This is a genomic window from Antarcticimicrobium luteum (assembly GCF_004358185.1).
Lineage (GTDB): Bacteria > Pseudomonadota > Alphaproteobacteria > Rhodobacterales > Rhodobacteraceae > Antarcticimicrobium > Antarcticimicrobium luteum.
Genome location: NZ_SMUV01000065.1, coordinates 109485 through 134022 on the forward strand (window position 1 = coordinate 109485; position 24538 = coordinate 134022).

Here is a 24538-nt window from a genome sequence, read left to right on the forward strand (position 1 = left end):
CAATAGGCGCAGAACTGAATGGAGTTCGCAAATGCCTGCCGTCCTTGATACCTTGTCTGGCAACCTCATGGTGCCAACCATCCTGTTCTTCGCCCTTGGACTTGTTGCCGCGGGCGTTCGCAGCGATCTGTCCATCCCCGAAGGCGCCGCCAAGTTCATGTCGCTCTACCTTCTTCTGGCCATCGGGTTCAAAGGCGGGCACAGCCTCGCGGAGCATGGTTTGCGTGGGGATCTGTTTGTGGCCATCGTGGCCGGCCTGCTTCTGTCCTTCCTGATCCCTTTCCTGGCGTTCTTGCTGCTGCGGGTCATGACCCGGCTTGATCCGATGAATGCGGCAGCAGTGGCAGGGCACTATGGTTCGATCTCGATCGTGACGTTCGTCGCCGCATCCAGCCTGCTCGACCTGTCGGGCATTGCATTCGATGGCTACATGGTTGCAGTCGCCGCAAGCATGGAGGTGCCCGCGATCCTTTCGGCGCTCTGGATCGCGCATCGGTTTTCCCGCGATAAAACCGCCGGTCGCGTTCCGGCCCGGGAGTTGTTCGCGAACGGATCTGTGGTGCTACTCTCCGGGGCCTTCGTGATAGGAGCCGTGACGCAGGACAGGGGCATGGAGATGATCGCCCCCTTCGTCGTCACGCCGTTTACCGGAATCCTGTGTCTCTTCCTGCTCGATATGGGGATTTCCGCTGGCCGGAGCCTGATGAAAAACCGCCATATGCTCAATTCGGGGCTCTTCTCCTTCGGCTTGCTGATGCCGGTTATCGGCGCATTGCTGGGCTGGGCCGTCGGCTCGGTGATCGGGTTGCAGACTGGAAGCCTGTTCCTGCTGATGGTCCTGTCTGCCTCCGCCTCGTATATCGCGGTTCCGGCGGCGATGCGGATCGCCCTTCCCCAGGCGGAATCCGGGATTTATCTGACGCTTTCACTGGGCGTGACATTCCCCTTCAACATCACGGTGGGTCTGCCATTCTATCTTTGGCTTGCAGGGTTAGGAACGTGATCCGGGCGGCCTGGTCGACTGGCAACCCACTCTTGGAAGGATCTGCTCGAATACCGCGTGTGCGACCCGCTCTTTGCGAGCCTGCGGACGCGGCAGTTGCCCTCGGTGTGACCACTCTGGCGCCAGAGCCGACCCGCGGTGCGCTATGCACCAGGGTCAACTCTGGACCGTCCTTGCCGTGCCGGGTGTCGCTGCAACCGTGAATGACGATCGCTTCAGAACCGCCAGAATGGGTTCGAAGTGGCCTCGCGGCGGCGTGACGGGCTGGGCCCCACAACCGACGCTCCGATCGACAAGGCCGGCCCTGACCGGCTCTGTTGCAACAGAGCCGCGTCGGGACAAAAGTCCCGGAGCCCGTCCAAACGGGGTCAAAAAAATGCACTCATGAAATCGAACGGCTACCGAGGTATTTCTCGGTAGCCGTTGCATTTGTTTCCCAAGACCCGGCATGAGCCAGCCGGGGCGGGGGATCGGATCGTTTGGCTTCGGCTTACGCCACGCCGAAAGTGAAGTCCGATGCGTCGATATCGGCCGCGAGCGTGTTGCGCACGGTGGCGAAATCGGTGCCGTCGAGATCGAGAATAACGTCGTCGCCATTCTGCCGCACGCCAATATCGGCAAAGCTGCGCACGGTGTCGTCGAGAACGCTGAAATTATCGGCGCCGTCGTTGTAATCGACAACCACGTCGGCAAAGTTCATCTCGTCGGCCTTGAACTGGAACGTGTCTGCATGGAGGCCACCCTTCAGGATGTCCTTGCCGAGGCCGCCATCGAGAAGATCCTGACCCTTGTTGCCGACCAGCCGGTCAAAGCCGATGCCGCCATCCAGTGTGTCCCAGCCGTTCTGGCCACGAAGCACGTCGCTGCCCTTGTTCCCGAACAGCGTGTCGCGGCCTTTGGCGCCGCGCAGCACGTCGTCGCCGTCACGGCCCTTTATCTCGTTGTTGGCGTCGTTGCCGATGATGACGTCGTCCTGATCGGTGCCGATGGCATTCTCGATCAGGGTGTCGGTCGCCTCGGCGATGCCGCCCTCGATCGCGTCGATGATGTCCGAGCTGTCCGAGCTGAGGTCAACCACGGTGCCAAAGCCGAAGAAATCGACGATATCCTGATAGGCCTCGGTGACCGTGGTGCCAAAGTCGGACACGGCAAAGATCGGGATGATCCCGCCCTTCAGCAGGGCGTCCTTGACCTGATCCAGGGACGGGTAGTCTTCGCCGGTGCCGTCATCGCCGGGCCCGTCGGTGACATTGTCACCATCGTTGGACGGAACGGTGGAGAAATCCCCCGCCATATGCGGCACCGCGTCGGTGGCCAGAACCACGACCTTCAGCGCGTCGCTGGACCAGCCGACTTCCGCCGTCCGCAGCGCCACCTGCATCAGGCCGGTCAGCTGCGACTCGGGGCCGTCGGCGCCGCTGCCCAGCACCAGCGCGTCAAGCGCGGTCTTCCAGGAGTCATAGTCGCCGGTCAGCGCGAGCTGGGTCTGGTATTCATGGTCCGAGGTGCTCCCGAAGGGAGAGATCGGCTTGTCGATGAAGCTGGCCAGGCCGAGTTCCACATCGGCCGCCAGACCCGAGATCGCGGTGACCAGATCGTCGGCCAGGCCACTCACGGTCGAGATGTCGTCGCCGAACGAGCCGGACAGATCCTCCAGCAGGACCATTTCCAGCGCCCGCGCGCCATCGTCGTCGGACAGGCCGGTCAGTTCGATGGTGCGATCATCGACAGTCGAGATCGCGCCGGCGTTCATGTCGATACGCGCGCTGGTGATGCCGCCCGAGAAATCGATCGTGTCTTTTCTTCCCGAGGTATCGGTGATCACCACGTGATCGCCGGCGAACCCGTTGACAACGAAATGGTCGTTTCCATCGCCGCCAAAGGCGGTGTCGTCGCCCTGGGTCAACTCGAAGACATCACGCTTATTGCCTCCCAAAAGTAAATCATCACCGATGCCGCCGATAAGGTAGTCCCAGCCTTCGCCGCCTTCCAAGATATCGTCGCCGACATGACCCAACAAAACGTCATCACCGCTAAGCCCAATTAATTGGTCATTACGAAGCGTGCCGGCAAGGACGTCATCAACGCCGTCTTCGCCAAATTGCACTTTCATGATTTCCTCCTTTTCAATGCGTTAGCCGCTTTTAAGAGCAGCAAATTCGCTGAATTTCGCGCATCCAGCACCGGGAGGGTAAAGGAGATTCGCCCTGTTCGCAAATTTCGCAGAAACTTTTGGGGTCAGGATGGCGCTGTTGTGACCGCCCCCCGACGGCATCAATGTGCCATATGTGGACGGGCCGCTCCCGATTCTGTTGCAACAGAGCCCGTCCAGTGCAGTATCCGGGCTCAGGATCCATCAATCGGCTCGCTGTCGCCTTGGCTACGTGAGTCACGCTCCTTGCGCGCGCCTTGTGTCAGCGGATCGGTTTCGGGCCGCGGATCGCGATACGGAGCGAAATGATGCTGTTGCGATAGTCGGGCGAGGTGCGCTTCAGTTCCTCATGCAGTTCAGGCAGGTTGTGATAGGGCACGCCCGGATACATGTGATGGGCGGTGTGAAAGCGGAAACCCACCGGCTGCACCAGCAGGGCGAGCGGCGTTTCGACGGTGAAACTGTCCGCCATCTGACCACGCGGCCCCGAGGACTGCGCCAGGTGTTCAAGCTCATGTTCCAGCGGAATGCGCGCAGTGATCAGCGCCCAGCCCCCGACCATGATCGCATAATAGAACGGCAGCGCGCCGGGCAGCAAAACCACAAAGGCCAGGAACGCCAGCAGCGTCACCCGGGCATGCCGCGTGACCTCGGCCTGCTGCTCGGCGTTCAGCTCGGAACTCAGCGAAAAGCCGAATGTCTCCGTCGCCCAGCGGTCCAGCGCCATTTCGAACCGGAAGGCCCCCAGCGCGCCGGTCACGGTCATCAGCAGGTTGGTGAAGGGAACGATAAAGGGAATGACCAGCAGCACCATCGCCATGGCAAAGGCGTTTCCCCGCACCAGCGGATATTGCGGATCCTTGCCGGTGCCAAAGACGCCGGGGCGATGATGGGCAAGATGCGGCAGCCCGAACCGGACCGGCGGCACCATCACGACGAGCGCGACCGTCCAGGTATAGAGCGCGCAAAAGCCGCGCAGGCTGGCATGCCTGCTGTGAACCACCTCGTGGCAGAAAAGACCGGCGCGATGGAGGCTGACCGCCGCCAGAGCCCAGGGCAGGATGACCAAAGGCCAATCCACCTGAAGCCCCCAAACAAAAGATGCCGTAAAAACAGCAACGTAGATTAGGTAATCACGAAAATACCGGGCCGGTCTCGGTACAAAGAACCTGCGATCAATCATCTGAGCCATAACTTTCCGGGGCTGCGCTCTGGCATCCTGCCTTGCGTGCGGACGTCCTGTCAGGTCCTTCATACATCCATCCCGCGCCGAAGCCAGCACGCCCCAGACAGGGTCCGATGATCCCCCGCACACCGATGCGCCCCTGTCGGCGGCCACAGGGGGTCGACGCGCGCAGCGCCACCTAGCGCAGCCCGTGCGGCCGGTGTTCCATCTCCAGGTATTTTTCCAACGCCAGTTTGACGATCCCACAACAGCTGATCGGGTTCGTCGGCTGACCTTGAAAAATGGGATCGCGCTCCGGGGTGCCATAGACCGTGCCGCCGGAGGACAGGACCATCAGCCTGCGCCTTCCGTGGCGCCGCATGGCCTCGATCGGACCTACGGTCGGAACCGGATTTTCGGCGATGTCCGCGCGGATGTCCGCGCCCTTGTCGAGGAACGAGGTTGCCGGCACGGTGGCGCAGACCGACGGCCGGTCGGTGGATGAATCCGGCGGTCGCGCCGGCCTCGCAGGATGCCGCCCGTGCAGGATCTTGGGAACCAGAGCCGGTCCCGCCTGCGGGGGCAAGGGGCGTAAGGGGCAAGGGGCCGTGGCCCCCTGCCCGGTTTTCGGGCCTGTTAGCCCACCAGCTCGGTGCCGGCGAAGAAATAGGCGATCTCGACCGCTGCGGTTTCCGGTGCGTCCGAGCCGTGGACCGAGTTTTCGCCGACCGACTCGGCGAACTCGGCGCGGATGGTGCCCGCCGCGGCGTCGGCCGGGTTGGTGGCGCCCATCACTTCGCGGTTCTTGGCGATGGCGTTGTCGCCTTCCAGAACCTGCACCACGACCGGACCGGACGACATGAACTCGCACAGCTCGTCATAGAACGGGCGTTCCTTGTGCACGCCGTAGAATTCGCCGGCCTGCGCCTTGGTCATCAGGATGCGTTTCTGCGCGACGATGCGCAGGCCGGCCTCCTCGAACTTGGCGTTGATCTTGCCGGTCAGGTTGCGGCGGGTTGCGTCGGGTTTGATGATCGAGAACGTGCGTTCCAGTGCCATTGAGAATGCTCCTTGATGACTCGTCCCAGCGGGGCTGCGGGACGGCGCTGACATTGCGCGCCGCCTAGCACGGGCCGACACGATTGAAAAGCCTTCCGCGTCGCGCCATGCGCGCCGCCCGGTCAGCTCATCGGCGGCAGCGGATCGCGCTGATCGACCCAGCGCACATAGAGCGCCGCGAGCAGCCCGAGGATACTGGTCGCCAGCATGATCGCCAGCACGATATAGGGCGCGTGTTCCGGCGTCACCAAGGCCCCTGTGAGACTGGTCATCACCGCCCCGAGCGCCACCGTCATCGCCCCCGAAAGCCCCGAGGCACTGCCCGCCAGCCGCGGACGCACCGACATCACCCCGGCGCTGGCATTGGCATTGGTCAGCCCGTTGCCAAAGCCCACCACGATGGCCGAGCCGAAAAACACCCACAGCGTCCCTGCCCCGGACCAGAACAGCACCAGTCCGGCCAACGGCCCCGCGGTGGCACAGATCCGCCCGGCCAGAACCATGGTCACCAGCTCGCTGCGCGCGCCGATCCTGCCAGAGACGAAATTGCCCGCCATGAACCCCACGGTGATGATCCCGATCCCCAGCCCCAGCGCCGCCGGGCTCAGATCGTACCAGGCGGCCGCCACCAGCGGCGCACCGGTGATAAAGGAAAAGAACCCCGCCACGGCAAAGGCGTAACACAGGCTGTAGCCCCAGAACCGGCGCGACCGGACCAGCTCGGGGTAATCGCGCATCTGCTCGCCCAGGCTCAGGCTCGCGCCGGCGTGGTTGGTCTCGCCCAGATCGGCCCAGAGGATCGCCAGCATGACCGCGCCCAGCAGCGCATAGAGAACGAAGGAGGACCGCCAGCCAAAGGCCATGTCCAGCCCGCCGCCCAGCATCGGCCCCAGCATCGGCGCCAGCGCCATCGCCATGGCCACATGGCCCAGCATCTTTGCCGCCGCCTTGGGCTCATGCATGTCCCGGATCACCGCCCGCGACAGCACCTGGCCCGACACGATCCCCGCCTGCAACATACGAAATCCCAGAAACACCCAGATATCCTGCGCCAGTGCGCAACCGACCGAGGCGGCGGCGAAAATCGCCGTGCTGACCAGCATCACCAGACGCCGCCCGAACCTGTCCGACATCGGCCCCATCACCAGTTGCAACACCGCCGAAATCGCCAGATAGCCCGCCACCGACAGATTCACGAGGCCATAGTCGGCGTTCAGCGCCTCGGCCATCCTGGGCAGCGAGGGCAGGAACATGTTCAGCGTCAGGACGGAAAGGCCATTGGTCAGGATCAGAGTCAGCAGATGCGGCGGGGTCTGGGCTGGGCGCATGGTCAGGATCGGTCCGGAAGGAACTTAACAGGTTCAGCGCATACCATAGGGGTCCGGCGATGACCATCGAGGGCCGCACCGGGGTGTGCTGAAACGCCGCCTCGCCTTACCTGACTTTTTTGTAAGCTTTTTCGACATGCAAATCCAACCAGGAAAGACCATACAGATGTCACTCAAATTTTCCCTCGCGGCCCTCGGCATGGCGCTGGCGGCGCTGCCCGCACTGGCGGCGGACCCGCTGCCGCTCACCTATGAACAGTTCGAGGCCGCGGTGCCGCATGTCGCCCTCGAGAAATGCCCGGCCAGCCTGCCGCAGCAGGACAGTTTCTGCCGCGCCGCGATGCAACATTCGGAAATCCACGTGTTCGCCTTTTCCGACGCGGGCGACAGCCCGATGATCGGTTTTGCCTCCTTCCCGGCGGTTCGTTTGGACACTGTGCTGAAATAAGCCGCCGGAGCGATTGACATCGACCGGGCGCTGCGACAGTGCTCCGCCCATGCTGCGAATTGAAAACATTTCCTATGCGGTCGCTGGCCGCCCCCTCTTCGACGGCGCCAGCGCCACCATTCCCGATGGCCACAAGGTCGGGCTTGTCGGGCGCAACGGCGCCGGCAAGACCACCTTGTTCCGCCTGCTGCGCGGCGAGCTTGCGCTGGAGTCGGGATCGATCTCGCTGCCGGCCCGCGCCCGCATCGGTGGCATCGCGCAGGAGGTGCCCTCCTCGGACACCTCGCTGATCGACACCGTGCTGGCGGCCGATACCGAACGCGCCGCGCTGCTGGAGGAATCCGAGACCGCCACCGATCCCGCCCGCATCGCCGAGATCCAGACCCGTCTGGCCGACATCGACGCCTGGTCGGCCGAGGCGCGCGCCGCCTCGATCCTCAAGGGGCTGGGCTTTGACGACGCCGCGCAAAAGCGGCCCTGCGCCGATTTCTCCGGCGGCTGGCGGATGCGCGTGGCGCTGGCCGCCGTGCTGTTCTCGCAGCCCGACCTGCTGCTACTGGACGAACCGACCAACTATCTCGACCTCGAGGGCGCGCTCTGGCTGGAAAACTACCTGGCCCGCTATCCCCACACGGTGATCATCATCAGCCACGACCGCGGGCTTCTGAACCGCGCCGTCGGCGCCATCCTGCATCTGGAGGGAAAGAAGCTCACCCTCTACAGCGGCCCCTACGACCAGTTTGCCCGCCAGCGCGCCGAACAGCGCGCGCTGCAGGCGGCAGCGGCCCGCAAACAGGATGCCCGCCGGGCCCACCTGCAAAGTTTCGTCGACCGGTTCAAGGCCAAGGCCAGCAAGGCCAAACAGGCCCAGTCGCGGGTCAAGATGCTGGAAAAGATGGAAAAGATCACCGCGCCCGAGGATGCGGCGCGCACCGTCTTCACCTTTCCCGAGCCTGAGGAGCTGTCGCCGCCGATCATCTCGCTCGAGGGCGCCTCGACCGGCTATGGCGATACCGTGGTGCTGCGCGGCATGACCCTGCGCATCGATCAGGACGACCGCATCGCGCTGCTGGGCCGCAACGGCGAGGGCAAATCGACCCTGTCCAAGATGCTGTCGGGCCGGCTGCCGGTGATCGACGGCAAGATGGCCCGCTCGTCCAAGCTGCGCATCGGCTTCTTCGCCCAGCACCAGGTGGACGAGCTCTATGTCGACGAAACCCCGCTGCAACACCTGCAGCGCGCCCGCCCCGGCGAACAGCAATCGAAGCTGCGCGCGCGGCTGGCCGGCTTCGGCCTTGGCGCCGATCAGGCGGAAACCACCGTCGCCCAGCTCTCTGGCGGACAAAAGGCGCGGCTGTCGCTGCTGCTGGCGACGCTCGATGCGCCGCACATGCTGATCCTCGACGAGCCCACCAACCACCTCGACATCGAGAGCCGCGAGGCGCTGGTCGAGGCGCTCACCGCCTATACCGGCGCAGTGATCCTGGTCAGTCACGACATGCACCTGCTGTCGCTGGTGGCCGACCGGCTCTGGCTGGTCTCGGACGGCACCGTCAAACCCTATGACGGCGATCTGGAGGCCTATCGCAGCTTCCTGCTCTCCGCCGACAAGCCGGCCTCCAAACAGGCCGCCAAACCCGAGGCGGCCAAACCCAAACGGGCCACGCGCGAAACGCTTATGGCCCTGCGCGCCGAGGTTCGCAAAGGCGAGGCAAGGGTCGAAAAGCTGAACGAGATGCGCGACAAGCTGGCCTCGAAACTGGCCAACCCGGCGCTGTACGAGGACGGGAAGCTGGGCGAGATGGAGGTCTGGCAGCGCAAATACGCCGAGGTGATGGAGGGGCTCGACCGCGCCGAGGCCATTTGGATGCAGGCGCTGGAAAAACTCGAGGCCGCCGGAGGCTGAGCCGCGGCCGATCGAGGGCGGCGGCGGCCCGTTCGCGCCGCCACCGCCCGGCCACCCCCTGACCCGCGCCGCGTCCTTTCCGCCCGAATCTCCCCGCCGGAGGCCCGCCCCGCAGGGGCGCCCGCCGCCGCCCCGTTGTCACGCGGGGGTTTCAATTCCGCGCCCGCCGGGCCAGGCTGCGGACACCCGAACCAGAGGCCGACGATGGACACCGCCTTTCTGATCACCGCCTTCGTGACGCTCTTCGTGATTGTCGACCCGATCGGGCTGACCCCGATGTTCGTGGCGCTGACCCAGGGCATGGGCCCGGCACAGCGCCGCGCCATCGGGCTGCGGGCCTGCCTGACGGCGGCGGTGCTGCTCACGCTCTTTGCCGGTTTCGGCGAGGCGGTGCTGGGCTTCATCGGCATCTCGATGCCCGCCTTTCGCGTGGCCGGCGGCATCCTGCTGTTTCTCACCGCCCTCGACATGCTGTTCGAACGCCGAACCAAGCGCCGCGCCGGTCAGGCCGAAGAGGCCGAGGAAGAGGACGACAGCCACGATCCCTCGGTCTTTCCGCTCGCCATCCCGCTGATCGCCGGTCCGGGGGCCATCGCCACCATGATCCTGCTGGCCGGCCAGAAGCCCGGGCTGACAGGCCTTGCCATGGTGATCGGCGTGATGCTGGCGGTGCTGGCGCTTCTCTTCGTGCTGTTTCTGTCCGCCGGCCTGTTCGAACGTGCGATGGGCAAGACCGGGATCAACGTGGTCACCCGGCTTCTGGGCATGCTGCTGGCCGCGCTCTCGGTGCAATTCGTGCTCGACGGGCTGCGCGCCTTTGGCCTGGCCAACTGGTAACCGCGCGCGCAATGCCTACATCTGTGCCATGAGGTTTCGGAGATCGCCCGCATGAGCAGTTGGGATACAGGCCGTCTGGTCTATCTGGGGCTGCTGGGCGCCGTCCTGGTGGTCTGGCTGATCGTCCATAACCGCCAGTCACTGGGCCGCACCCTGCAACAGGCCCTGGGCTGGGCGCTGATCTTTCTCGCCATGATCGCCGTGGTGGGGCTGTGGGACGACATCCGCCGCACCGCGCTGCCGGGCCGCGCCGCCGTGGCCTCCGAGAACCGGATCGAGGTGCCGCGCTCGCCCGACGGGCATTTCTATCTGACCCTTCTGGTCAATGACGCGCCGGTGAATTTCATGGTCGATACCGGTGCCAGCGCCGTGGTCCTCAGCGCCCGGGACGCCGCCCGCGCCGGCATCGATACCGGCACTCTGGCCTATACCGGGCGGGCCAACACCGCCAACGGCATGGTGCGCACCGCGCCGGTGCGGCTGGACCGGATCGGCCTCGGTCCGGTCAGCGACCGCAACGTGCGCGCCTGGGTGAACCAGGGCGAGATGGACACATCGCTGCTCGGCATGTCCTATCTTGAGCGTTGGGGCCGGATCGAGATCGTCGGCCGCAGCCTGGTGCTGGAACGGTAACCGCCCCGCCCCGGCGCATTGACCAGGATCAAGGTCCAGCGGTCCCGGATCGATTTGACTGGGACGGTGCGCCAATCGGGCGCGCCTGCAAGGGAGCCGATCCGTGGAAGACCCGAAACAGCCCGGCATCCCCGATCCCCCGGCGGTCCGTCGGCTGGTCCGCGCGATCTGGGTCGGCGGGCTGATCCTGACCCCGCTGGTGGGCCTGGCCGCGCGCCAGACCCTGGCCGCGCGGGGCATTCCCGTGGTCGGGCTGTCGCGGGGCGTGTCGCTGATCCTGCCCGTGACCCTGTTCTTCGAGGTGCCCTTTGTCATCCTCGCCGCGATCGTGCGGCGCCTGCTGCGGAAAACCGTCCGGCAACAGCCAGAGGCGCTGACCAGGTGGCTGTACATGTCCGCCGGCTCCTTTGCCGGAATGCTGGCAACGATCGCCTACAGCCAGTTCGACATGTTCCTCTATTCCGGCCCCGGCGGCTTCGGCGAGGTGGTGGGCATGATGCTGGCGCTGTGGATGCTCACCCTGCCCTCCTTCCTGGCCATCGGCGCGGCCGGCGCCGGCGTCGGCGCGGTGGTGGGGCAGCTCCTCTGGCGCCTCCGTTCCATCCGGGGCCGATAGCGCCCTCTACCGCTCCGCCTTCTTCTCCCAGCGCCCCGATTCCTCCGACCAGTATTGCGCCGAACAGCCCGCATCGGTCAGCGCCTTCCACTGGCTCCGCGCCTGGTCCAAGGCCTCGGGATCGTGGCCGTCGAACAGGACGCAGACCCGCTCCAGCGCCTGCACCTCCTCGGGCGTGACCCCGGCTCCGTCCACCGCCATCAGGCAGGCGGGATCGTTCGCCGCCGCCCCGGTGGTCAGCAGGATCGGCTGATCGGCGTCATGCGGCCCGCCCGCCAGCCCATGCGGCAGGAACCCGTCGTCGGCCCCCTGCCACAGCTTTTCGTCCAGCCATTCCAAACGCCCGGCGTCGGTGCCGCGCACCGCGATGCGCCATCCCGCCTCGCGCGCCTTGCCCAGCAGCACCGGCAGGGTCGCCTCCAGCGGACGCCGCGTCAGGTGATAGAAAAAGGCCGCGCCCATCGTCCTGTCCCCAGAGCCCTATTCTGTCTCGAACCGGTCCCGCACCAGACGGTCCAGCGCCATCACGCCCCAGCCGGTCGCCCCCTTGGGCGCCAGATCGGTGCCGTCCTTGACCGAGGCCACCCCGGCGATGTCCAGGTGGACCCAGGGTGTGCCCTCCTGCACGAACCGCTTCAGGAACTGCGCCGCGGTGATCGAGCCCGCAGGCCGGCCGCCCACGTTCTTCATGTCGGCGATGCGCGACTTGAGCTGGTCGTCATAGGCCTTGCCCAGCGGCATCCGCCAGGCGCCCTCGCCCTCTGCCGCCGCCGCCTTGAGGAAATCGCCGCAGAGCGCGTCGTCGTTCGAGAACACCCCGGCATTCTCATGGCCCAGCCCGATGATGATCGCGCCGGTCAGCGTGGCCAGGTCGATCATCCCGGCGGGCTTGAAGCGCTCCTGCGCATACCACATCACATCGCAGAGCACCAAACGCCCCTCGGCATCGGTGTTGATGATCTCGACGGTGTCGCCCTTCATCGAGGCCACCACGTCGCCCGGCCGCGTCGCCGTGCTCGACGGCATGTTCTCCACCAGCCCGACCAGCCCGACCACATTCGCCCGTGCCTTGCGCAGCGCCAGCGCCCGCATGGTGCCGGTCACCGTGCCGGCGCCGCCCATGTCCATGGTCATGTCCTCCATGCCGACGGCGGGCTTCAGGCTGATGCCGCCGGTGTCGAACACCACGCCCTTGCCGACCAGCGCCAGCGGCGCCGCATCCGCCGCGCCGCCCTTCCACTGCATCACCGCCACCTTGGTGGGGCTGGCCGAGCCCTGCCCGACGCTCAGCAGCGCCCGCATGCCGAGCTGCTCCAGCTCCGCCTCTTCCAGCACCTCGACCTCCAGTCCCAGATCGCGCATCTGCTCGATCCGGGCCGCGAATTCGCCGGTGGTCAGAACGTTGGCAGGCTCATTGACCAGATCGCGGGTCATGAACACGCCCTCGGCCACCGCCAGCAGCGGCGCGGCCTCGGCCTCCAGCTTTTCCGGCCCGGCGGACATCACGGTGACCGCGCCGACAGGATCCTTGTCGTCTTCCGCGGTCTTGTGCACATCGAAGGCATAGCCGCGCAGCGCCATCCCCTGCACCAGCGCCGCCGCCTGCCGAAGCACGACCCCCAGCGCCAGCAGAACCGGCGCGCCCGCCGCCCGCGCCGCCAGCGCCGCGCCGGCCTTGCGCGCGGCCACTGCATCGGCCTTGCGGTCCAGCACCAGAACGTCCAGCGCCTCGGCCGCCAGTCCGGCAGGCCAGGCCAGCGAGATCACCTCGCCGCTCTTGACCTTTTCGAACCGCGCGCTGTCCACCAGCCGCTTGATCGCGCCCTTGCTCAGCCGGTTTGCCCGCCGCGCGGCAGGGTCCATCGTGCCCTCGGGCGTGACCGTCACGGCAAGGCGCCCCTCGGCCCCGGCCAGGGCCTCGAGATCAAGCGCGGCAAAGCGGATCGGTGTCGGTCGGGTCATCGGGATCTCCAGGTGATGTAAGGGCGTGCGACATGGGTAGCGCAGCCACCGCCGATTGGCCAGATTGCAGTTTTCCCCGCCTGGCAATTGCATTAAGGTCTGCCGCAAAACCAGGGCCGGCTCCGGGGGGATTGCAGTGCCAAAACGCGACAGCGGCATGACGCCGCCCGATCTGCTGTCTGTTCTGCTGTCCGTTCCATCGGGCGTCCGGGGGGCGCCTGAATGATTCTCGATCTCTATTTCGCCCGGCGCTTCCTGCAGGCCTTCATGACCATCGCGGCCATCTTTCTGGCGCTGATCCTGCTGATCGACATGATCGAGCAGTTGCGCCGGTTCGAGGGGCTCGACGTCGGCCTGGGCCAGCTCTTGCGACTCAGCCTGCTCAGCGCGCCCGGCGCGATGAGCCAGATCCTGCCGCTGGTGATGATCCTGTCCACCATCGTGCTCTTCGTCGGGCTGGCGCGCAGCAGCGAACTGGTGGTGACCCGCGCCGCCGGACGCTCCGGCCTGCGGGCGCTGGCCGCGCCGGCCGCGGTGGCGCTGGTGATCGGCGGGCTGGCGGTCTCTACGCTGAACCCGATCGTGGCGGCCACATCGAACCGCTATGCGCAGCTGTCCGAAACCTTCCGCGGCAGCGGACTGTCGGTGCTCTCGCTCAGCGGTGAGGGGCTGTGGCTGCGCCAGGGCAGCCCGCGCGGCCAGTCGGTGATCCACGCCACCGGCCACGGCGGCGACGCGGTGACGCTTTATGACGTGACCATCCTGACCTTCGCCCCGGACGGCGGCCCGGTGCGCCGAACCATGGCGAAAAGCGCTCGGCTGGAGGACGCGGCCTGGGTGCTGACCGATGCCAAGGTCTGGCCGCTCGCCGCCGGGCTGAACCCCGAGGCGACCGCCGCCCGCCACGACACGCTGCGGATTCCCACCACGCTGACCCGCGACCGCATCCGCGACAGTCTCGGCCGCCCCTCCGGCGTGTCGATCTACGAATTGCCCACGACCATCCGCCAGCTGGCCCAGGCCGGCTTCGCCACCCGCCGGCACGAGGTCTGGTATCAGGTCGAGCTGGCCCGGCCGCTGTTCCTGGTGGCGATGGTGCTGGTCGGCGCCGCCTTTACCATGCGCCATACCCGCTTTGGCGGCACCGGCGTGGCGGTGCTCTCTGCCGTGTTGCTGGGCTTCGCGCTCTATTTCATCCGCAACTTTGCCCAGATCCTCGGCGAAAACGGCCAGCTCCCGGTGGCGCTGGCCGCCTGGGCGCCGCCGATGGCGGCGCTGTTCCTTGCGCTCGGGCTGCTGCTGCACGCGGAGGACGGGTGAAGCTGCGCGCCGTCATATCCGCCCAGGCGTTGCCGGTCGCGGCCGCGCTGGCCCTGTCGCTGCTCTGCGCCGCGCTGCTGATCGCGGCACCGCGCCCGGGGCTGGCCCAGGCGCGCCCGGACGCGCGCCCCGCCGCCGGCACCGAGGCCGCCGCCGGGACCGAGCCGCCGGCGATGCTGGTGGCCGACCGCGTCTTTATCACCCGCGACCGCAAGCTGGTGGCCGAAGGCGCCGTCGAAGCGTTTCAGGGCGACATCCGGCTCAGCGCCCGCCGCATCACCTTTGACCGGAAGACCGGGCAACTCACGATCGAAGGGCCGATCCGCATCGACCAGGGCGACCGCATCATCGTTCTGGCCAGCGCCGCCGAAATGGACCGGGGCCTGCGTAACGGCCTGCTGCGCGGCGCCCGCATGGTATTCGACCAGCAGGTTCAGCTTGCCGCCCTGCAGATGGTCCGCGTCGGCGGCCGCTATACCCAGCTTTACAAGACGACCGTCACCTCCTGCCATGTCTGCGCCGACGGCCGACCGCCGCTGTGGCAGATCCGCGCCCGCAGCGTGACCCACGATCAGCAAGAGCGGCAGCTCTATTTCAAGGGCGCGCAACTGCGGGTTCTGGACGTACCGGTGTTCTATTTTCCGGCGCTGCGCCTGCCCGACCCCTCGCTCGAGCGCGCCACCGGGTTTCTGATCCCGACGATCCGCACCACCTCGCAGCTCAGCACCGGGATCCGGGTTCCCTATTTCTTCCGCATCGGCGATCACAAGGATCTGACCGTCACCCCTTATGTGTCGTCGCGGACCAAGACCCTGGGGCTGCGCTATCGCCAGGCCTTCCGCCGGGGCCGGATCGAGCTCGAAGGCGCCTTTACCCGCGACAAACTGATCCCGGGCGACAATCGCGGTTATTTCTTCGGCACCGGCCAGTTCGAGCTGAACAACCGGTTCAAGCTCAACTTCGACGCCAAGACCGCCTCGGACAACGCCTATCTGGTGGACTATGGCCTGACCGAATACGACCGGCTGCGCAGCGAGCTGGAGCTGACCCGGACGACGCGCGACAATGCCCTGCGCGCGGCGGTAACCCACTACGACTCACTGATTGACGGCGAAGACGAGTCGCGCCTGCCGACGCTGATCACCGATTTCTCGTTCGAGCAGCGCATCTACCCGCGTCCGCTGGGCGGCGAGCTGCGGCTGGGGATCGACCAGCGCAATTACCACCGCACCTCGGGCCTCAATATCTTCGGCCGCGACGTCCACCGCCTGACTGCGGATGCCGAATGGCGGCGCAACTGGATCTTTGGTCCCGGTCTTCGGGCCGACTGGATCATGGGCGTCTCTGCCGATCGCTTCGACATTCAGGACGACGCCACCTACCCCGGCTCGATCGATCGCGTCACACCGCGCGCGTCCCTGTCGCTGCGCTATCCGATGACGCGCGTGTCCGGCGGGGGGGTCACCCATTTCCTCGAACCGCTGGTCCAGATCGGCTGGAGCGACCTCAGCGGCGCCGCCGCCCCGATCGACGAAAGCGGTTTTGTCGAGTTCGATCAGGGCAACCTGCTGTCGCTGTCGCGCTTTCCCTCGTCGGATGTGCGCGAGGACGGCACCACTCTGGCCGCAGGGGTGAACTGGGCGCGCTATACGGCCTCGGGCTGGCAGGCGAACGCCACCCTCGGCCAGGTCTTCCGCGGTTTGGCGGACCCGAACTTCTCGACCACCTCGGGGCTGTCGGGGGAATCCTCGGCGCTGCTGGTCGCCGGACAGATCCTGATGGACCGGGGCCTCAGCCTGACCGGGCGCAGCCTGCTGGACGACTCGCTCAGGTTCAACAAGGTCGAGATGCGCGGCGCATGGTCCAGCCAGCGCACCAGGGTCAGCGGCTCGTACCTCTGGCTCGGGGTCGACCCTGTCGAGGGGCGCACCGCCGATGTATCCGAATTCTGGTTCGACGGCAGCTACCGCGTCAGCACGACCTGGACCGCCAGCGCCAACCTGCGCTACGACATCGCCGATGACAGCGCCTCGAGCGCGGGCGTCGGGCTGACCTACCGGAACGAATGCGTGACGGTCGATCTTTCGCTCAACCGGCGCTATACCTCGTCGACAAGTGTTGAGCCTTCGACCGATTTCGGATTTACCATCGCTCTCAGCGGCTTCGCCGTTGAGAGCGGAACAGAGAAATACAGGCGATCATGCGGAAAATCCTGACCCCCCTGATGCAGTATCACAAACGGCACGCCGGCGCCGCTGGCCTGCTGGCCGCGCTCGGGCTCGCCCTGACCGCCGCGCTGACCCTGGCCCTGCCCGGGACAGGCCAGGCCCAGGGGCTGTTCTCGCCCGTCATCACGGTCAACGGCGACGCCATCACCGGCTATGAGCTGGAGCAGCGCGCCCAACTCCTGCGCCTGCTCAACGCGCCGGGCGATCACGCCCAGCTGGCCCGCGACGCGCTGATCGAGGACCGCCTGAAACAGCAGGCCGCCAAGGCCATCGACCTTGATATCGCCCCCGAGGATGTCCAGACCGGCATCGACGAGTTCGCCGCGCGCACCAATCTCAGCACCGAGGAATTCTACAAGGCCCTGGCCGAGGGCGGCGTGTCGCGTCAGACCATCCGCAATTTCGTCAGGATGAACCTGCTGTGGCGCGATTACGTGGCCTCCCGCTTTGGCGGCCGCGCCCGGCCCAGCGATGCCGAAATCGACCGCGCCCTGGGCCGCGGCGGCGCCTCCGGCGGCATCCAGGTGCTGCTGTCCGAGGTGATCATCCCGGTCACGCCGCAGACCGCCGCCCAGGTCGGAGGGCTGGCCGAGCAGATCGCGGGGCTCAAAAGCTATGACGCCTTCTCAGCCGCCGCCACGCAATATTCCGCCTCCGACAGCCGGACTCTGGGTGGCCGGCTCGACTGGATGCCGCTCAGCCGCCTGCCGGGACCGCTGCAACCGGTGATCCTGGCCCTGAAAACCGGCGAGGTGACCGCGCCGCTGTCGCTGCCAAACGCGGTGGCGCTGTTCCAGATGCGCGGCATCCGCGAAAGCGGCGTGAGCGAGCCACGCTATGCCTCGATCGACTACGCCAGCTACCTGATCCCCGGCGGCCGCAGCCCCGAGGCGCTGGCGGCCGCGCAAAAGATCATCGACAATATCGACGCCTGCGACGACCTCTATGGCGTCGCCAAGGGCCAGCCCCCCGAGGTGCTGGACCGCAAGACCGCCGCCCCGCGTGAGATCCCGCGTGACGTGGCGCTGGAACTGGCCAAGCTGGACAATGGCGAAACCTCCACCGCGCTCACCCGCAACAACGGCCAGACGCTGGTGTTGCTGATGCTGTGCAACCGCACCGCCGACGCCGCCGCCGACGTCAGCCGCGAACAGGTCGCCAACGCCCTGATCGAGCAGCGCCTGCAGAGCTTTGCCAGCAGCCACCTCCAGCAGCTCCGCGCCGATGCCCTGATCGTCGGGCAATGAGCCGGCCCATCGCGCTCAGCTGCGGCGAGCCGGCCGGGATCGGCCCCGAGATCGCCGCCCGTGCTTGGGACGCCCTGCGCGCCGACTGCCCGTTTGTCTGGATCGGCGATCCGCGCCACCTGCCCGATGGCATCCCGGTCGCCGAACTCGACGATCCCGCCCAGGCGATCGCCGCCTGCGCCACCGCGCTGCCGGTCCTGCCGCACCCCTTTGCCGCCCCGAACACGCCCGGCCAGCCAGACCCGGCCAATGCCCGCGGCGTGATCACCGCCATCGAACGCGCCGTTGCGCTGGCTCAGACCGGCCAGGCATCGGCCGTCTGCACCGCGCCGATCCACAAAAAGGCGCTGATCGACGGCGCCAATTTCGCCTATCCCGGCCATACCGAGTTTCTCGCCGCCCTCGGCGGGGTCGAGAGGGTGGTGATGATGCTGGCCAGCGAAAACCTCCGCGTGGTGCCCACCACCATCCATATCGCGCTGTCCGAGGTGCCCCACCGCCTCACGCCCGACCTGCTGCGCGAGACCATCGAGATCACCGTGCAGGGCCTGCGCGACCGGTTCGGCATCGCAAGGCCGCGTCTGGCCGTGGCCGGGCTGAACCCCCATGCCGGCGAGGGCGGCGCCATGGGCCGCGAAGAGATCGACTGGATCGCCCCTCTGCTGGGGCAGATCCCGCAAGAGGGGTTTACCCTGACCGGCCCGCACCCGGCCGACACCCTGTTCCACGCCGCCGCCCGCACCCGCTATGACGCGGCGATCTGCATGTATCACGACCAGGCGCTGATCCCGATCAAGACGCTGGATTTCGACCGCGGCGTCAATGTCACCCTCGGCCTGCCCTTCATCCGCACCTCGCCCGATCACGGCACCGCCTTCGACATCGCGGGGCAAGGCATCGCCAATCCCACCAGCCTGATCGAGGCGCTGAAACTGGCCCAGACGATGGCCGCCGCGCCATGAGTGGCATCGACACCCTGCCGCCGCTGCGCGCGGTGATCGCCGACCACGGCCTGTCCGCGCGCAAATCGCTGGGTCAGAATTTCCTGCTGGATCTGAACCTCACCGCCAAGATCGCGCGGCAGGCGGGCGATCTGTCCCAATGCGACGTGCTGGAGATCGGCCCCGGCCCCGGCGGGCTGACCCGGGGGTTGCTGGCCGAGGGCGCGCGCCGGGTGCTGGCGATCGAAAAGGACGCCCGCTGCATCCCCGCGCTGGAGGAGATCGCGGCGGCCTATCCCGGCCGGCTTGAGATCATCAACGGCGACGCGCTGGAGGTCGACCCGCTGGCCCATCTGACGCCGCCCATTCGGGTGGCGGCCAACCTGCCCTACAACATCGGCACCGAGCTTCTGGTGCGCTGGCTCACGCCCGAGGACTGGCCGCCATTCTGGCAAAGCCTGACGCTGATGTTCCAGCGCGAGGTCGCCGAACGGATCGTGGCCGCGCCCGGCTCCAAGGCCTATGGCCGCCTCGCGATCCTGGCGCAGTGGCGCAGCAGCGCCCGCATCGTGATGAGCCTGCCGCCCGAGGCCTTCACCCCGCCGCCCAAGGTCTCCAGCGCGGTGGTGCATCTGGAGGCGCTGCCGGGTCCGCGCTATCCGGCCGATCCGGCCGTGCTGTCGCGGGTGGTCGCCGCCGCCTTCAACCAGCGCCGCAAGATGCTGCGCGCTGCGCTCAAGGGACTCGCCCCGGACATCGAGGACCGGCTGCTTGCCGCCGGAATCGCCCCCACAGAGCGCGCCGAACAGGTCGGGCTGGAGCAATTCTGCGCCCTTGCGCGGGCGCTCGCCCGCCCCTGACCGACGTCGCCGGACGACCCGCTTTGGGCGGCGCGCTTGCCGGAATATGCGTCCCCGATGTACCATGGCCCCACTTGGGGCTGGTGCCCGGCCTCTTTTCCCAGGAGGCAAAAATGATCGTATTCGACAACTTGTACCTCGGAAGGGATCCCTTTCAATGGGTATTCGCCTCGGCGCTCAACCGCGTGACGGTGGATCTGATCGTCTCTGACGGCCCCGACGGCCTGAGCTTCTCCGACCCGGGGTCGGACCTCATATTCACCCTGGATGGCAGCGGGTTGGGCGCCGGTCCAGGCGGCTTCTTCGGCACCACCGACCGGGTCGTCATCACCCGGCCGGACTTTCCGGACGAGATCGTCGACATCACCCTGCCCACAGCGACCCCGCTCGATACGCTCGTGGACACCGCGCGCGCGGTGCCGCCGCCGTTCTCGATCGAAGATCTGGACGATTTCAACCGCGTGCTGATGCCCGACGACTCGCCCTTTCCCGACCTCTCCTACACAGGTGGCGACGGACCCAACGTGGCGCTCGGCTTCGGTGGCGACGACACCTTCATCCTCGCAGGCGGCCGCGACAAGGTCTTCCTGACCCCCGGCAAGGACACCATCGACGGCGGCCCCGGCAAGGACACGGCGAGCGCCGAGTTCCTCGATCACTCGGTGTTCATCGACCTGCGCGGCAGGCGGCCGCCCGGCGACGATGCCGTCGACGCCGCGCTGAAAAGCATCGAGAACGCCATCGGCTCGTCCTTCGACGACGTCGTCAAGGGCAACCGAAAAAGCAACGTGATCAAGGCGGGCGACGGCAATGACAAGATCTCCGGCGGCGCCGGCAACGACAAGATCTTCGGCGGTGCCGGGCGCGACCGCCTCGACGGCGGCGGCGGACACGACCGCATCGACGGCGGCAGAGGGCGCGACAGGATCGAAGGGGGGCGCGGACGCGACCGGCTGGACGGTGGCGACGGTGACGACACGCTGGACGGCTACGGCGGCAACGACACGCTGACCGGCGGCTTCGGCGACGACCTTCTGATCGGCGGCCGCGGCAAGGACACCTTCGTTTTCCGCAGCTTTCCCGACGACCGCAGCGACGGAACCGACCGGATCGTCGATTTCGAGGCCGACAAGGACACGATCAGGATCGTCGGCGGCAGCGCGGCGGATCTCTCGGTGACGGTTTCCGGCAGCGACACGGTGATCGATTATGGCGACGGCACGATCGTCCTCGAGGATCAGACGCTGACCCGCGACGACATCACTTTCGAATTCGGCATGTAGCGCGGCAAGGGGCCGGCGCGGCAGGCGCGCCCGGCCCCGACCGCCGCGTCACTCGGCGGCGGTGCTGGCCTCGCCGGAATCGTCCCGCGCATCGCCGGCCCGCTCGCCAGATTGCGCTTTCGACTGCGGCTCGGACGGTGCGCCGGGTGCGCCGGCATTCTGTTCCGCGCTGTCCTTGGGCTTGGCCGGGGCCTTGCGCGCGCGCGGTTTGCGCGCGGGGGCCTTCTTCGGCTTGCTCTCCGGGGTTTCGACCAGGCCGCTGTCGGCTACGGTCTCGCCCAGGTCCAGAACATCGGGCTGCGGTGCCTCGGACGGGTCGTCGGCGCGGGGCGAAACCTCGCGCTCCTGCCGCTCCTGCCGTTGCGGGCGCTCGCGGTCACGGTCGCGGTCACGCTCGGCCTGGCGTTCGCGGTTCTGCCGCTCCTGCTCCTCGCGGCGGCTGTCCTGCTCGCGCTGGGCCTCGCTCAACAGGCGCAGGTAATGCTCGGCGTGTTGCTGGAAATTCTCCGTCGCAACGCGGTCATTAGCCAGTTGCGCGTCACGGGCGAGCTGGTTGTACTTGTCGATGATCTGCTGCGGCGTGCCGCGCACCTTCCCTTCCGGGCCGGAGCTGTCAAACACACGGTTCAGGACGTTTCCACCAGACGAGCGGTTGCGGTTCGACTTCGACCGCGTACGGGGTTTGGACGATCTCATTTTGCCTTACGTCAGCCTTGTCTTCATTGTCGTATGATCCGGGTGCGCCTCATGCGCTGAAGTCAGTGACCAGAACTGCGACTTTTCGGGCTTGGTGTTGCACGGAAGCTGTGTAAGCCTCGCCGGGGCAACGGGTCTGAGTAAACATGTCCTGCCGGTCCAGACAAGGGGCTAGCGTCAAAAAAACCGGATTTACCGCGCTGGCGGGTCTTTTTGCGCCGCCGCCGTTGCCCATTTGCCGCCGTTAACGCAACCAGGCGCAGACCACGCGGTCGCGCCCGTCCAGATCCTGCACCACCGTGACATCCGAAAGCCCCGCCTGCGCCAGGATCGCGCCGACCGCCGCCGCCTGGGTCGGCCCGATCTCCACCAGCAGCCGGCCGCCGGGCTCCAGATGCCCGGCCACATGCGCCGCGATCGCCCGATAGGCGCCCAGCCCGTCGCCGCCATCGGTCAGCGCCATCTGCGGCTCGTGCCGGCGCACCTCGTCGGACAGGCCCTCCATTTCGCCCGCCGCGATATAGGGCGGGTTGGACACGATCAGGTCGAACCGCCCCTGCACATTGGAAAACCAGTCCGACTGCAGGATCTCGGCGCGCTCCTGCACCCGGTGCAGCACCGCATTGGCGCTGGCCTGCAGACAGGCCGCCTCGCTCAGATCGACGCCAAGGCCGGTGGCCTCGCCCCGTTCGGCCAGCAGTGTCACCAGGATGCAGCCCGAGCCGACGCCAAGGTCCAGAACCCGGGAAAACGGCTCGGCCAGCGCCGCCTCGATCAGCGTCTCGGTTTCGGGTCGCGGATCCAGAACATCGCCCGAGACCTTGAATCGCCGGCCATAGAACTCCCGCTCTCCGACCAGATGCGACACCGGCACCCGGATCGCGCGCAGCGCGATAAGCTGCTCGTACCGCTCGGCGATGTCATGGGCCAGTTCCTCGGGCGCGATCAACGTCACACGGGCCGCCTCGATCCGCGCCGCATGGGCCAGCAGCACCCGGGCATCGCGCGCCGGATCGTCCACCCCCGCCGCGCGCAGCCGGGCGGCTGCCGCCGCCATCGCCTGCGCTGCGGTCTGACCGCCGCTCATTGTCCCATCTCGGCCAGCATACGGGCCTGATCGTCGGCGGTCAGCGCGTCGATCGCCTCGTCCAGATCGCCCTGCATCACCTGATCCAGCTTGTAGAGCGTCAGGTTGATGCGGTGGTCGGTCATCCGCCCCTGCGGAAAGTTGTAGGTGCGGATGCGCTCGCTGCGGTCGCCCGAACCGACCTGGTTCTTGCGCGCCTCGGAACGTTCGTCATGAACCTTCTGCCGTTCTCTGTCGTAAAGCCGGGTGCGCAGCACATCCATCGCGATCTCGCGGTTGCGGTGCTGCGATTTCTCCGAAGAGGTCACCACGATGCCGCTGGGAATATGCGTGATCCGCACCGCCGAATCGGTGGTGTTCACATGCTGCCCGCCGGCGCCCGAGCTGCGCATGGTGTCGATGCGAATATCGTTGGCGTCGATCTTGACGTCCACGTCCTGCGCCTCCGGCAGCACCGCCACCGTCGCCGCCGAGGTATGGATGCGCCCGCCGCTCTCGGTGCTGGGCACCCGCTGCACCCGATGCACGCCGGATTCGTATTTCAGCCGGGCGAACACATTGTCGCCGCCGATCCGGATCACCGCCTCCTTGATGCCGCCCAGTTCGGTCTCCTGCAGCTCGATCACCTCCCAGCGCCAGCCGCGCGCCTCGGCATAGCGTTGATACATCCGCAGCAGATCGCCGGCGAACAGCGCCGCCTCGTCGCCGCCGGTTCCGGGCCGGATCTCGAGGATGGCCGAGCGGGTGTCGGCCTCGTCCTTCGGCAGCAGCGACAGCCGCAGCGCATGTTCCGCCTCCGGCAGCCGCGCCTTCAGCGCCGGGATCTCCTCCTCGGCCAGCTCGCGCATGTCGGGGTCCGACAGCATCGCCTCGGCCTCGGCCAGCTCATCGCGCAGCGCCCGCCACCCGGTGATGGTTTCGACCACCGGCTTCAGCTCGGAATACTCTTTTGCCAGCGCCGCGATCTCGCCGCCGGGGGCGCCGGCCATCGCCGCTTCAAGGTACTCAAACCTTTGGATGATCTGTTCAAGGCGTTCTTCTGGAACCATCCGCGCGGTGTCCTCCATCCCGGGGCTTTGGTCAAGGGGAATGCCGTGCTAGGCTGATCGCAACAGACTGGCCGGAGCCTGCCCGATGACCCGTTTCGCCCTGCTTTTCGCCCTCGCCGCCGTTCCGGCCCAGGCCGATGTGATCGCCCCGGACGGCACCGTGCGGGACTGCTATTGCACCGACAGCACCGGCGGTCGGGTCGAGCTGGGCGAAACCATCTGCCTGCGGGTGGACGGGCGGATGTTCATGGCGCAATGCCAGATGTCGCTCAATGTGCCGATGTGGCGCGAGGTGCAGGAGGGGTGCCTGTCATCCCGCCTCGAGCGCGGCGAGCCAGCCCTCGACGCGGGCCCCGTTCACCCCAAGATCTGAACGCCCGAAGCGCGACCGGGCATAAATCTCCAGCGCATCGCCCACCTGCTGAACGGTGGTGTAATCGGGAAACCCCATCACCCGGCTGCGGGTGACATAGGTGACCATGCCCGCGCCCAGCGTTCCGGCCAGCATCCGCGTGCGCGGCGTCGCCCGGATGATCGCGTCAAGCCGCGCCAGCCCGTCCGGGCCCGCCGCCACCCGCCGCGTGACCCCGGATTGGAAGGTCTTGTCGACGCTCGCCTCCGGCGCCCTGTGCCAGCGCGCCGGATCGCTGGGGGCGAGACGGATGTAAAGCATCCCCCCCACGACCAGCGCCAGCAAGACCCAAAGAACACCGCTCAT

24 protein-coding genes are annotated in these 24538 nt (G+C 67.1%); 13 read left to right on the forward strand and 11 right to left on the reverse strand.

The window, feature by feature from the left end:
* Positions 1-31: 31 nt before the first annotated feature.
* On the forward strand, positions 32-1003 hold the full coding sequence (locus tag E1832_RS11280) for a sodium-dependent bicarbonate transport family permease (RefSeq protein WP_133359853.1): 972 nt from the start codon (positions 32-34) through the stop codon (positions 1001-1003).
* A gap of 490 nt (positions 1004-1493) precedes the next feature.
* Here the strand turns inward: E1832_RS11280 and E1832_RS11285 are convergent, their stop codons facing one another.
* From E1832_RS11285 to E1832_RS11305, 5 genes are all read right to left on the reverse strand, one after another.
* On the reverse strand, positions 1494-3116 hold the full coding sequence (locus tag E1832_RS11285) for a M10 family metallopeptidase C-terminal domain-containing protein (protein ID WP_133359854.1): 1623 nt from the start codon (positions 3114-3116) through the stop codon (positions 1494-1496).
* A gap of 301 nt (positions 3117-3417) precedes the next feature.
* Positions 3418-4236 carry a fatty acid desaturase family protein gene (locus tag E1832_RS11290; protein WP_165978865.1) on the reverse strand — a complete coding sequence of 273 codons (819 nt, stop codon included), beginning with the start codon at positions 4234-4236 and terminating at the stop codon, positions 3418-3420.
* Between the two features lie 283 nt (positions 4237-4519).
* On the reverse strand, positions 4520-4792 hold the full coding sequence (locus E1832_RS11295; protein WP_133359856.1) for an NAD-dependent epimerase/dehydratase family protein: 273 nt from the start codon (positions 4790-4792) through the stop codon (positions 4520-4522).
* Between the two features lie 164 nt (positions 4793-4956).
* Positions 4957-5379, reverse strand: a complete 423-nt coding sequence (ndk, locus tag E1832_RS11300; protein ID WP_133359857.1) for a nucleoside-diphosphate kinase — start codon at positions 5377-5379, stop codon at positions 4957-4959.
* Positions 5380-5501: 122 nt separating this feature from the next.
* Positions 5502-6707: a multidrug effflux MFS transporter gene (locus E1832_RS11305; RefSeq protein WP_133359858.1), complete on the reverse strand. Its 1206-nt coding sequence runs from the start codon at positions 6705-6707 to the stop codon at positions 5502-5504.
* Positions 6708-6792: 85 nt separating this feature from the next.
* Between E1832_RS11305 and E1832_RS11310 the strand changes: the two genes are divergently transcribed.
* From E1832_RS11310 to E1832_RS11330, 5 genes are all read left to right on the forward strand, one after another.
* Positions 6793-7155 carry a hypothetical protein gene (locus E1832_RS11310; protein WP_245513954.1) on the forward strand — a complete coding sequence of 121 codons (363 nt, stop codon included), beginning with the start codon at positions 6793-6795 and terminating at the stop codon, positions 7153-7155.
* 49 nt (positions 7156-7204) lie between these two features.
* Entirely contained in the window at positions 7205-9061 is a 1857-nt protein-coding gene (locus E1832_RS11315) for an ABC-F family ATP-binding cassette domain-containing protein (protein WP_133359859.1), read from the forward strand.
* A gap of 204 nt (positions 9062-9265) precedes the next feature.
* Positions 9266-9898, forward strand: a complete 633-nt coding sequence (locus E1832_RS11320) for a MarC family protein (RefSeq protein WP_133359860.1) — start codon at positions 9266-9268, stop codon at positions 9896-9898.
* A gap of 51 nt (positions 9899-9949) precedes the next feature.
* Positions 9950-10531 (forward strand): retropepsin-like aspartic protease family protein, encoded by a 582-nt coding sequence (locus E1832_RS11325; protein WP_133359861.1) that lies wholly within the window; start codon positions 9950-9952, stop codon positions 10529-10531.
* A 103-nt stretch (positions 10532-10634) separates the two neighbouring features.
* A complete protein-coding gene (locus tag E1832_RS11330) occupies positions 10635-11147 on the forward strand; it encodes a hypothetical protein (RefSeq protein WP_133359862.1) in 513 nt (170 codons plus the stop codon).
* Positions 11148-11153: 6 nt separating this feature from the next.
* Here E1832_RS11330 and E1832_RS11335 read toward each other — a convergent pair whose 3' ends face one another.
* Both E1832_RS11335 and E1832_RS11340 read right to left on the reverse strand, forming a co-directional pair.
* Entirely contained in the window at positions 11154-11609 is a 456-nt protein-coding gene (locus tag E1832_RS11335) for a DNA polymerase III subunit chi (RefSeq protein ID WP_133359863.1), read from the reverse strand.
* Positions 11610-11627: 18 nt separating this feature from the next.
* Positions 11628-13109 (reverse strand): leucyl aminopeptidase, encoded by a 1482-nt coding sequence (locus E1832_RS11340; protein WP_133359864.1) that lies wholly within the window; start codon positions 13107-13109, stop codon positions 11628-11630.
* Between the two features lie 222 nt (positions 13110-13331).
* On the opposite strand from E1832_RS11340, the gene lptG reads away from it, so the two are divergent.
* The 6 genes from lptG (at position 13332) to E1832_RS11370 (ending at position 20988) form a co-directional block, all read left to right on the forward strand.
* Positions 13332-14429, forward strand: a complete 1098-nt coding sequence (gene lptG, locus E1832_RS11345; protein ID WP_133359865.1) for an LPS export ABC transporter permease LptG — start codon at positions 13332-13334, stop codon at positions 14427-14429.
* Between the two features lie 2 nt (positions 14430-14431).
* Positions 14432-16645 (forward strand): LPS-assembly protein LptD, encoded by a 2214-nt coding sequence (locus E1832_RS11350; RefSeq protein WP_425358970.1) that lies wholly within the window; start codon positions 14432-14434, stop codon positions 16643-16645.
* Positions 16630-17904: a peptidylprolyl isomerase gene (locus tag E1832_RS11355; RefSeq protein ID WP_245513958.1), complete on the forward strand. Its 1275-nt coding sequence runs from the start codon at positions 16630-16632 to the stop codon at positions 17902-17904. The genes E1832_RS11350 and E1832_RS11355 overlap by 16 nt, the downstream gene beginning before the upstream one ends.
* Positions 17901-18866, forward strand: coding sequence for a 4-hydroxythreonine-4-phosphate dehydrogenase PdxA (pdxA, locus tag E1832_RS11360; RefSeq protein WP_133359866.1), 966 nt, complete (start codon positions 17901-17903; stop codon positions 18864-18866). Before E1832_RS11355 ends, pdxA begins: the two co-directional genes overlap by 4 nt.
* The gene (gene rsmA, locus E1832_RS11365; RefSeq protein ID WP_133359867.1) at positions 18863-19705 is read left to right on the forward strand and encodes a 16S rRNA (adenine(1518)-N(6)/adenine(1519)-N(6))-dimethyltransferase RsmA; all 843 of its coding nucleotides are present in this window, start codon (positions 18863-18865) and stop codon (positions 19703-19705) included. Before pdxA ends, rsmA begins: the two co-directional genes overlap by 4 nt.
* Positions 19706-19818: 113 nt before the next feature.
* Positions 19819-20988: a calcium-binding protein gene (locus E1832_RS11370; RefSeq protein ID WP_133359868.1), complete on the forward strand. Its 1170-nt coding sequence runs from the start codon at positions 19819-19821 to the stop codon at positions 20986-20988.
* A gap of 48 nt (positions 20989-21036) precedes the next feature.
* On the opposite strand, the gene E1832_RS11375 is transcribed toward E1832_RS11370, so the two are convergent.
* From E1832_RS11375 to prfA, 3 genes are all read right to left on the reverse strand, one after another.
* Entirely contained in the window at positions 21037-21684 is a 648-nt protein-coding gene (locus tag E1832_RS11375) for a DUF4167 domain-containing protein (RefSeq protein WP_133359869.1), read from the reverse strand.
* Positions 21685-21928: 244 nt separating this feature from the next.
* A complete protein-coding gene (gene prmC / locus E1832_RS11380; RefSeq protein WP_133359870.1) occupies positions 21929-22771 on the reverse strand; it encodes a peptide chain release factor N(5)-glutamine methyltransferase in 843 nt (280 codons plus the stop codon).
* Positions 22768-23820, reverse strand: a complete 1053-nt coding sequence (gene prfA / locus E1832_RS11385) for a peptide chain release factor 1 (RefSeq protein WP_133359902.1) — start codon at positions 23818-23820, stop codon at positions 22768-22770. The genes prmC and prfA overlap by 4 nt, the downstream gene beginning before the upstream one ends.
* Positions 23821-23905: 85 nt before the next feature.
* On the opposite strand from prfA, the gene E1832_RS11390 reads away from it, so the two are divergent.
* Entirely contained in the window at positions 23906-24193 is a 288-nt protein-coding gene (locus E1832_RS11390; protein WP_133359871.1) for a hypothetical protein, read from the forward strand.
* Here the strand turns inward: E1832_RS11390 and E1832_RS11395 are convergent.
* Positions 24131-24538 (reverse strand): DUF1499 domain-containing protein, encoded by a 408-nt coding sequence (locus E1832_RS11395; protein ID WP_342635567.1) that lies wholly within the window; start codon positions 24536-24538, stop codon positions 24131-24133. The genes E1832_RS11390 and E1832_RS11395 overlap by 63 nt on opposite strands.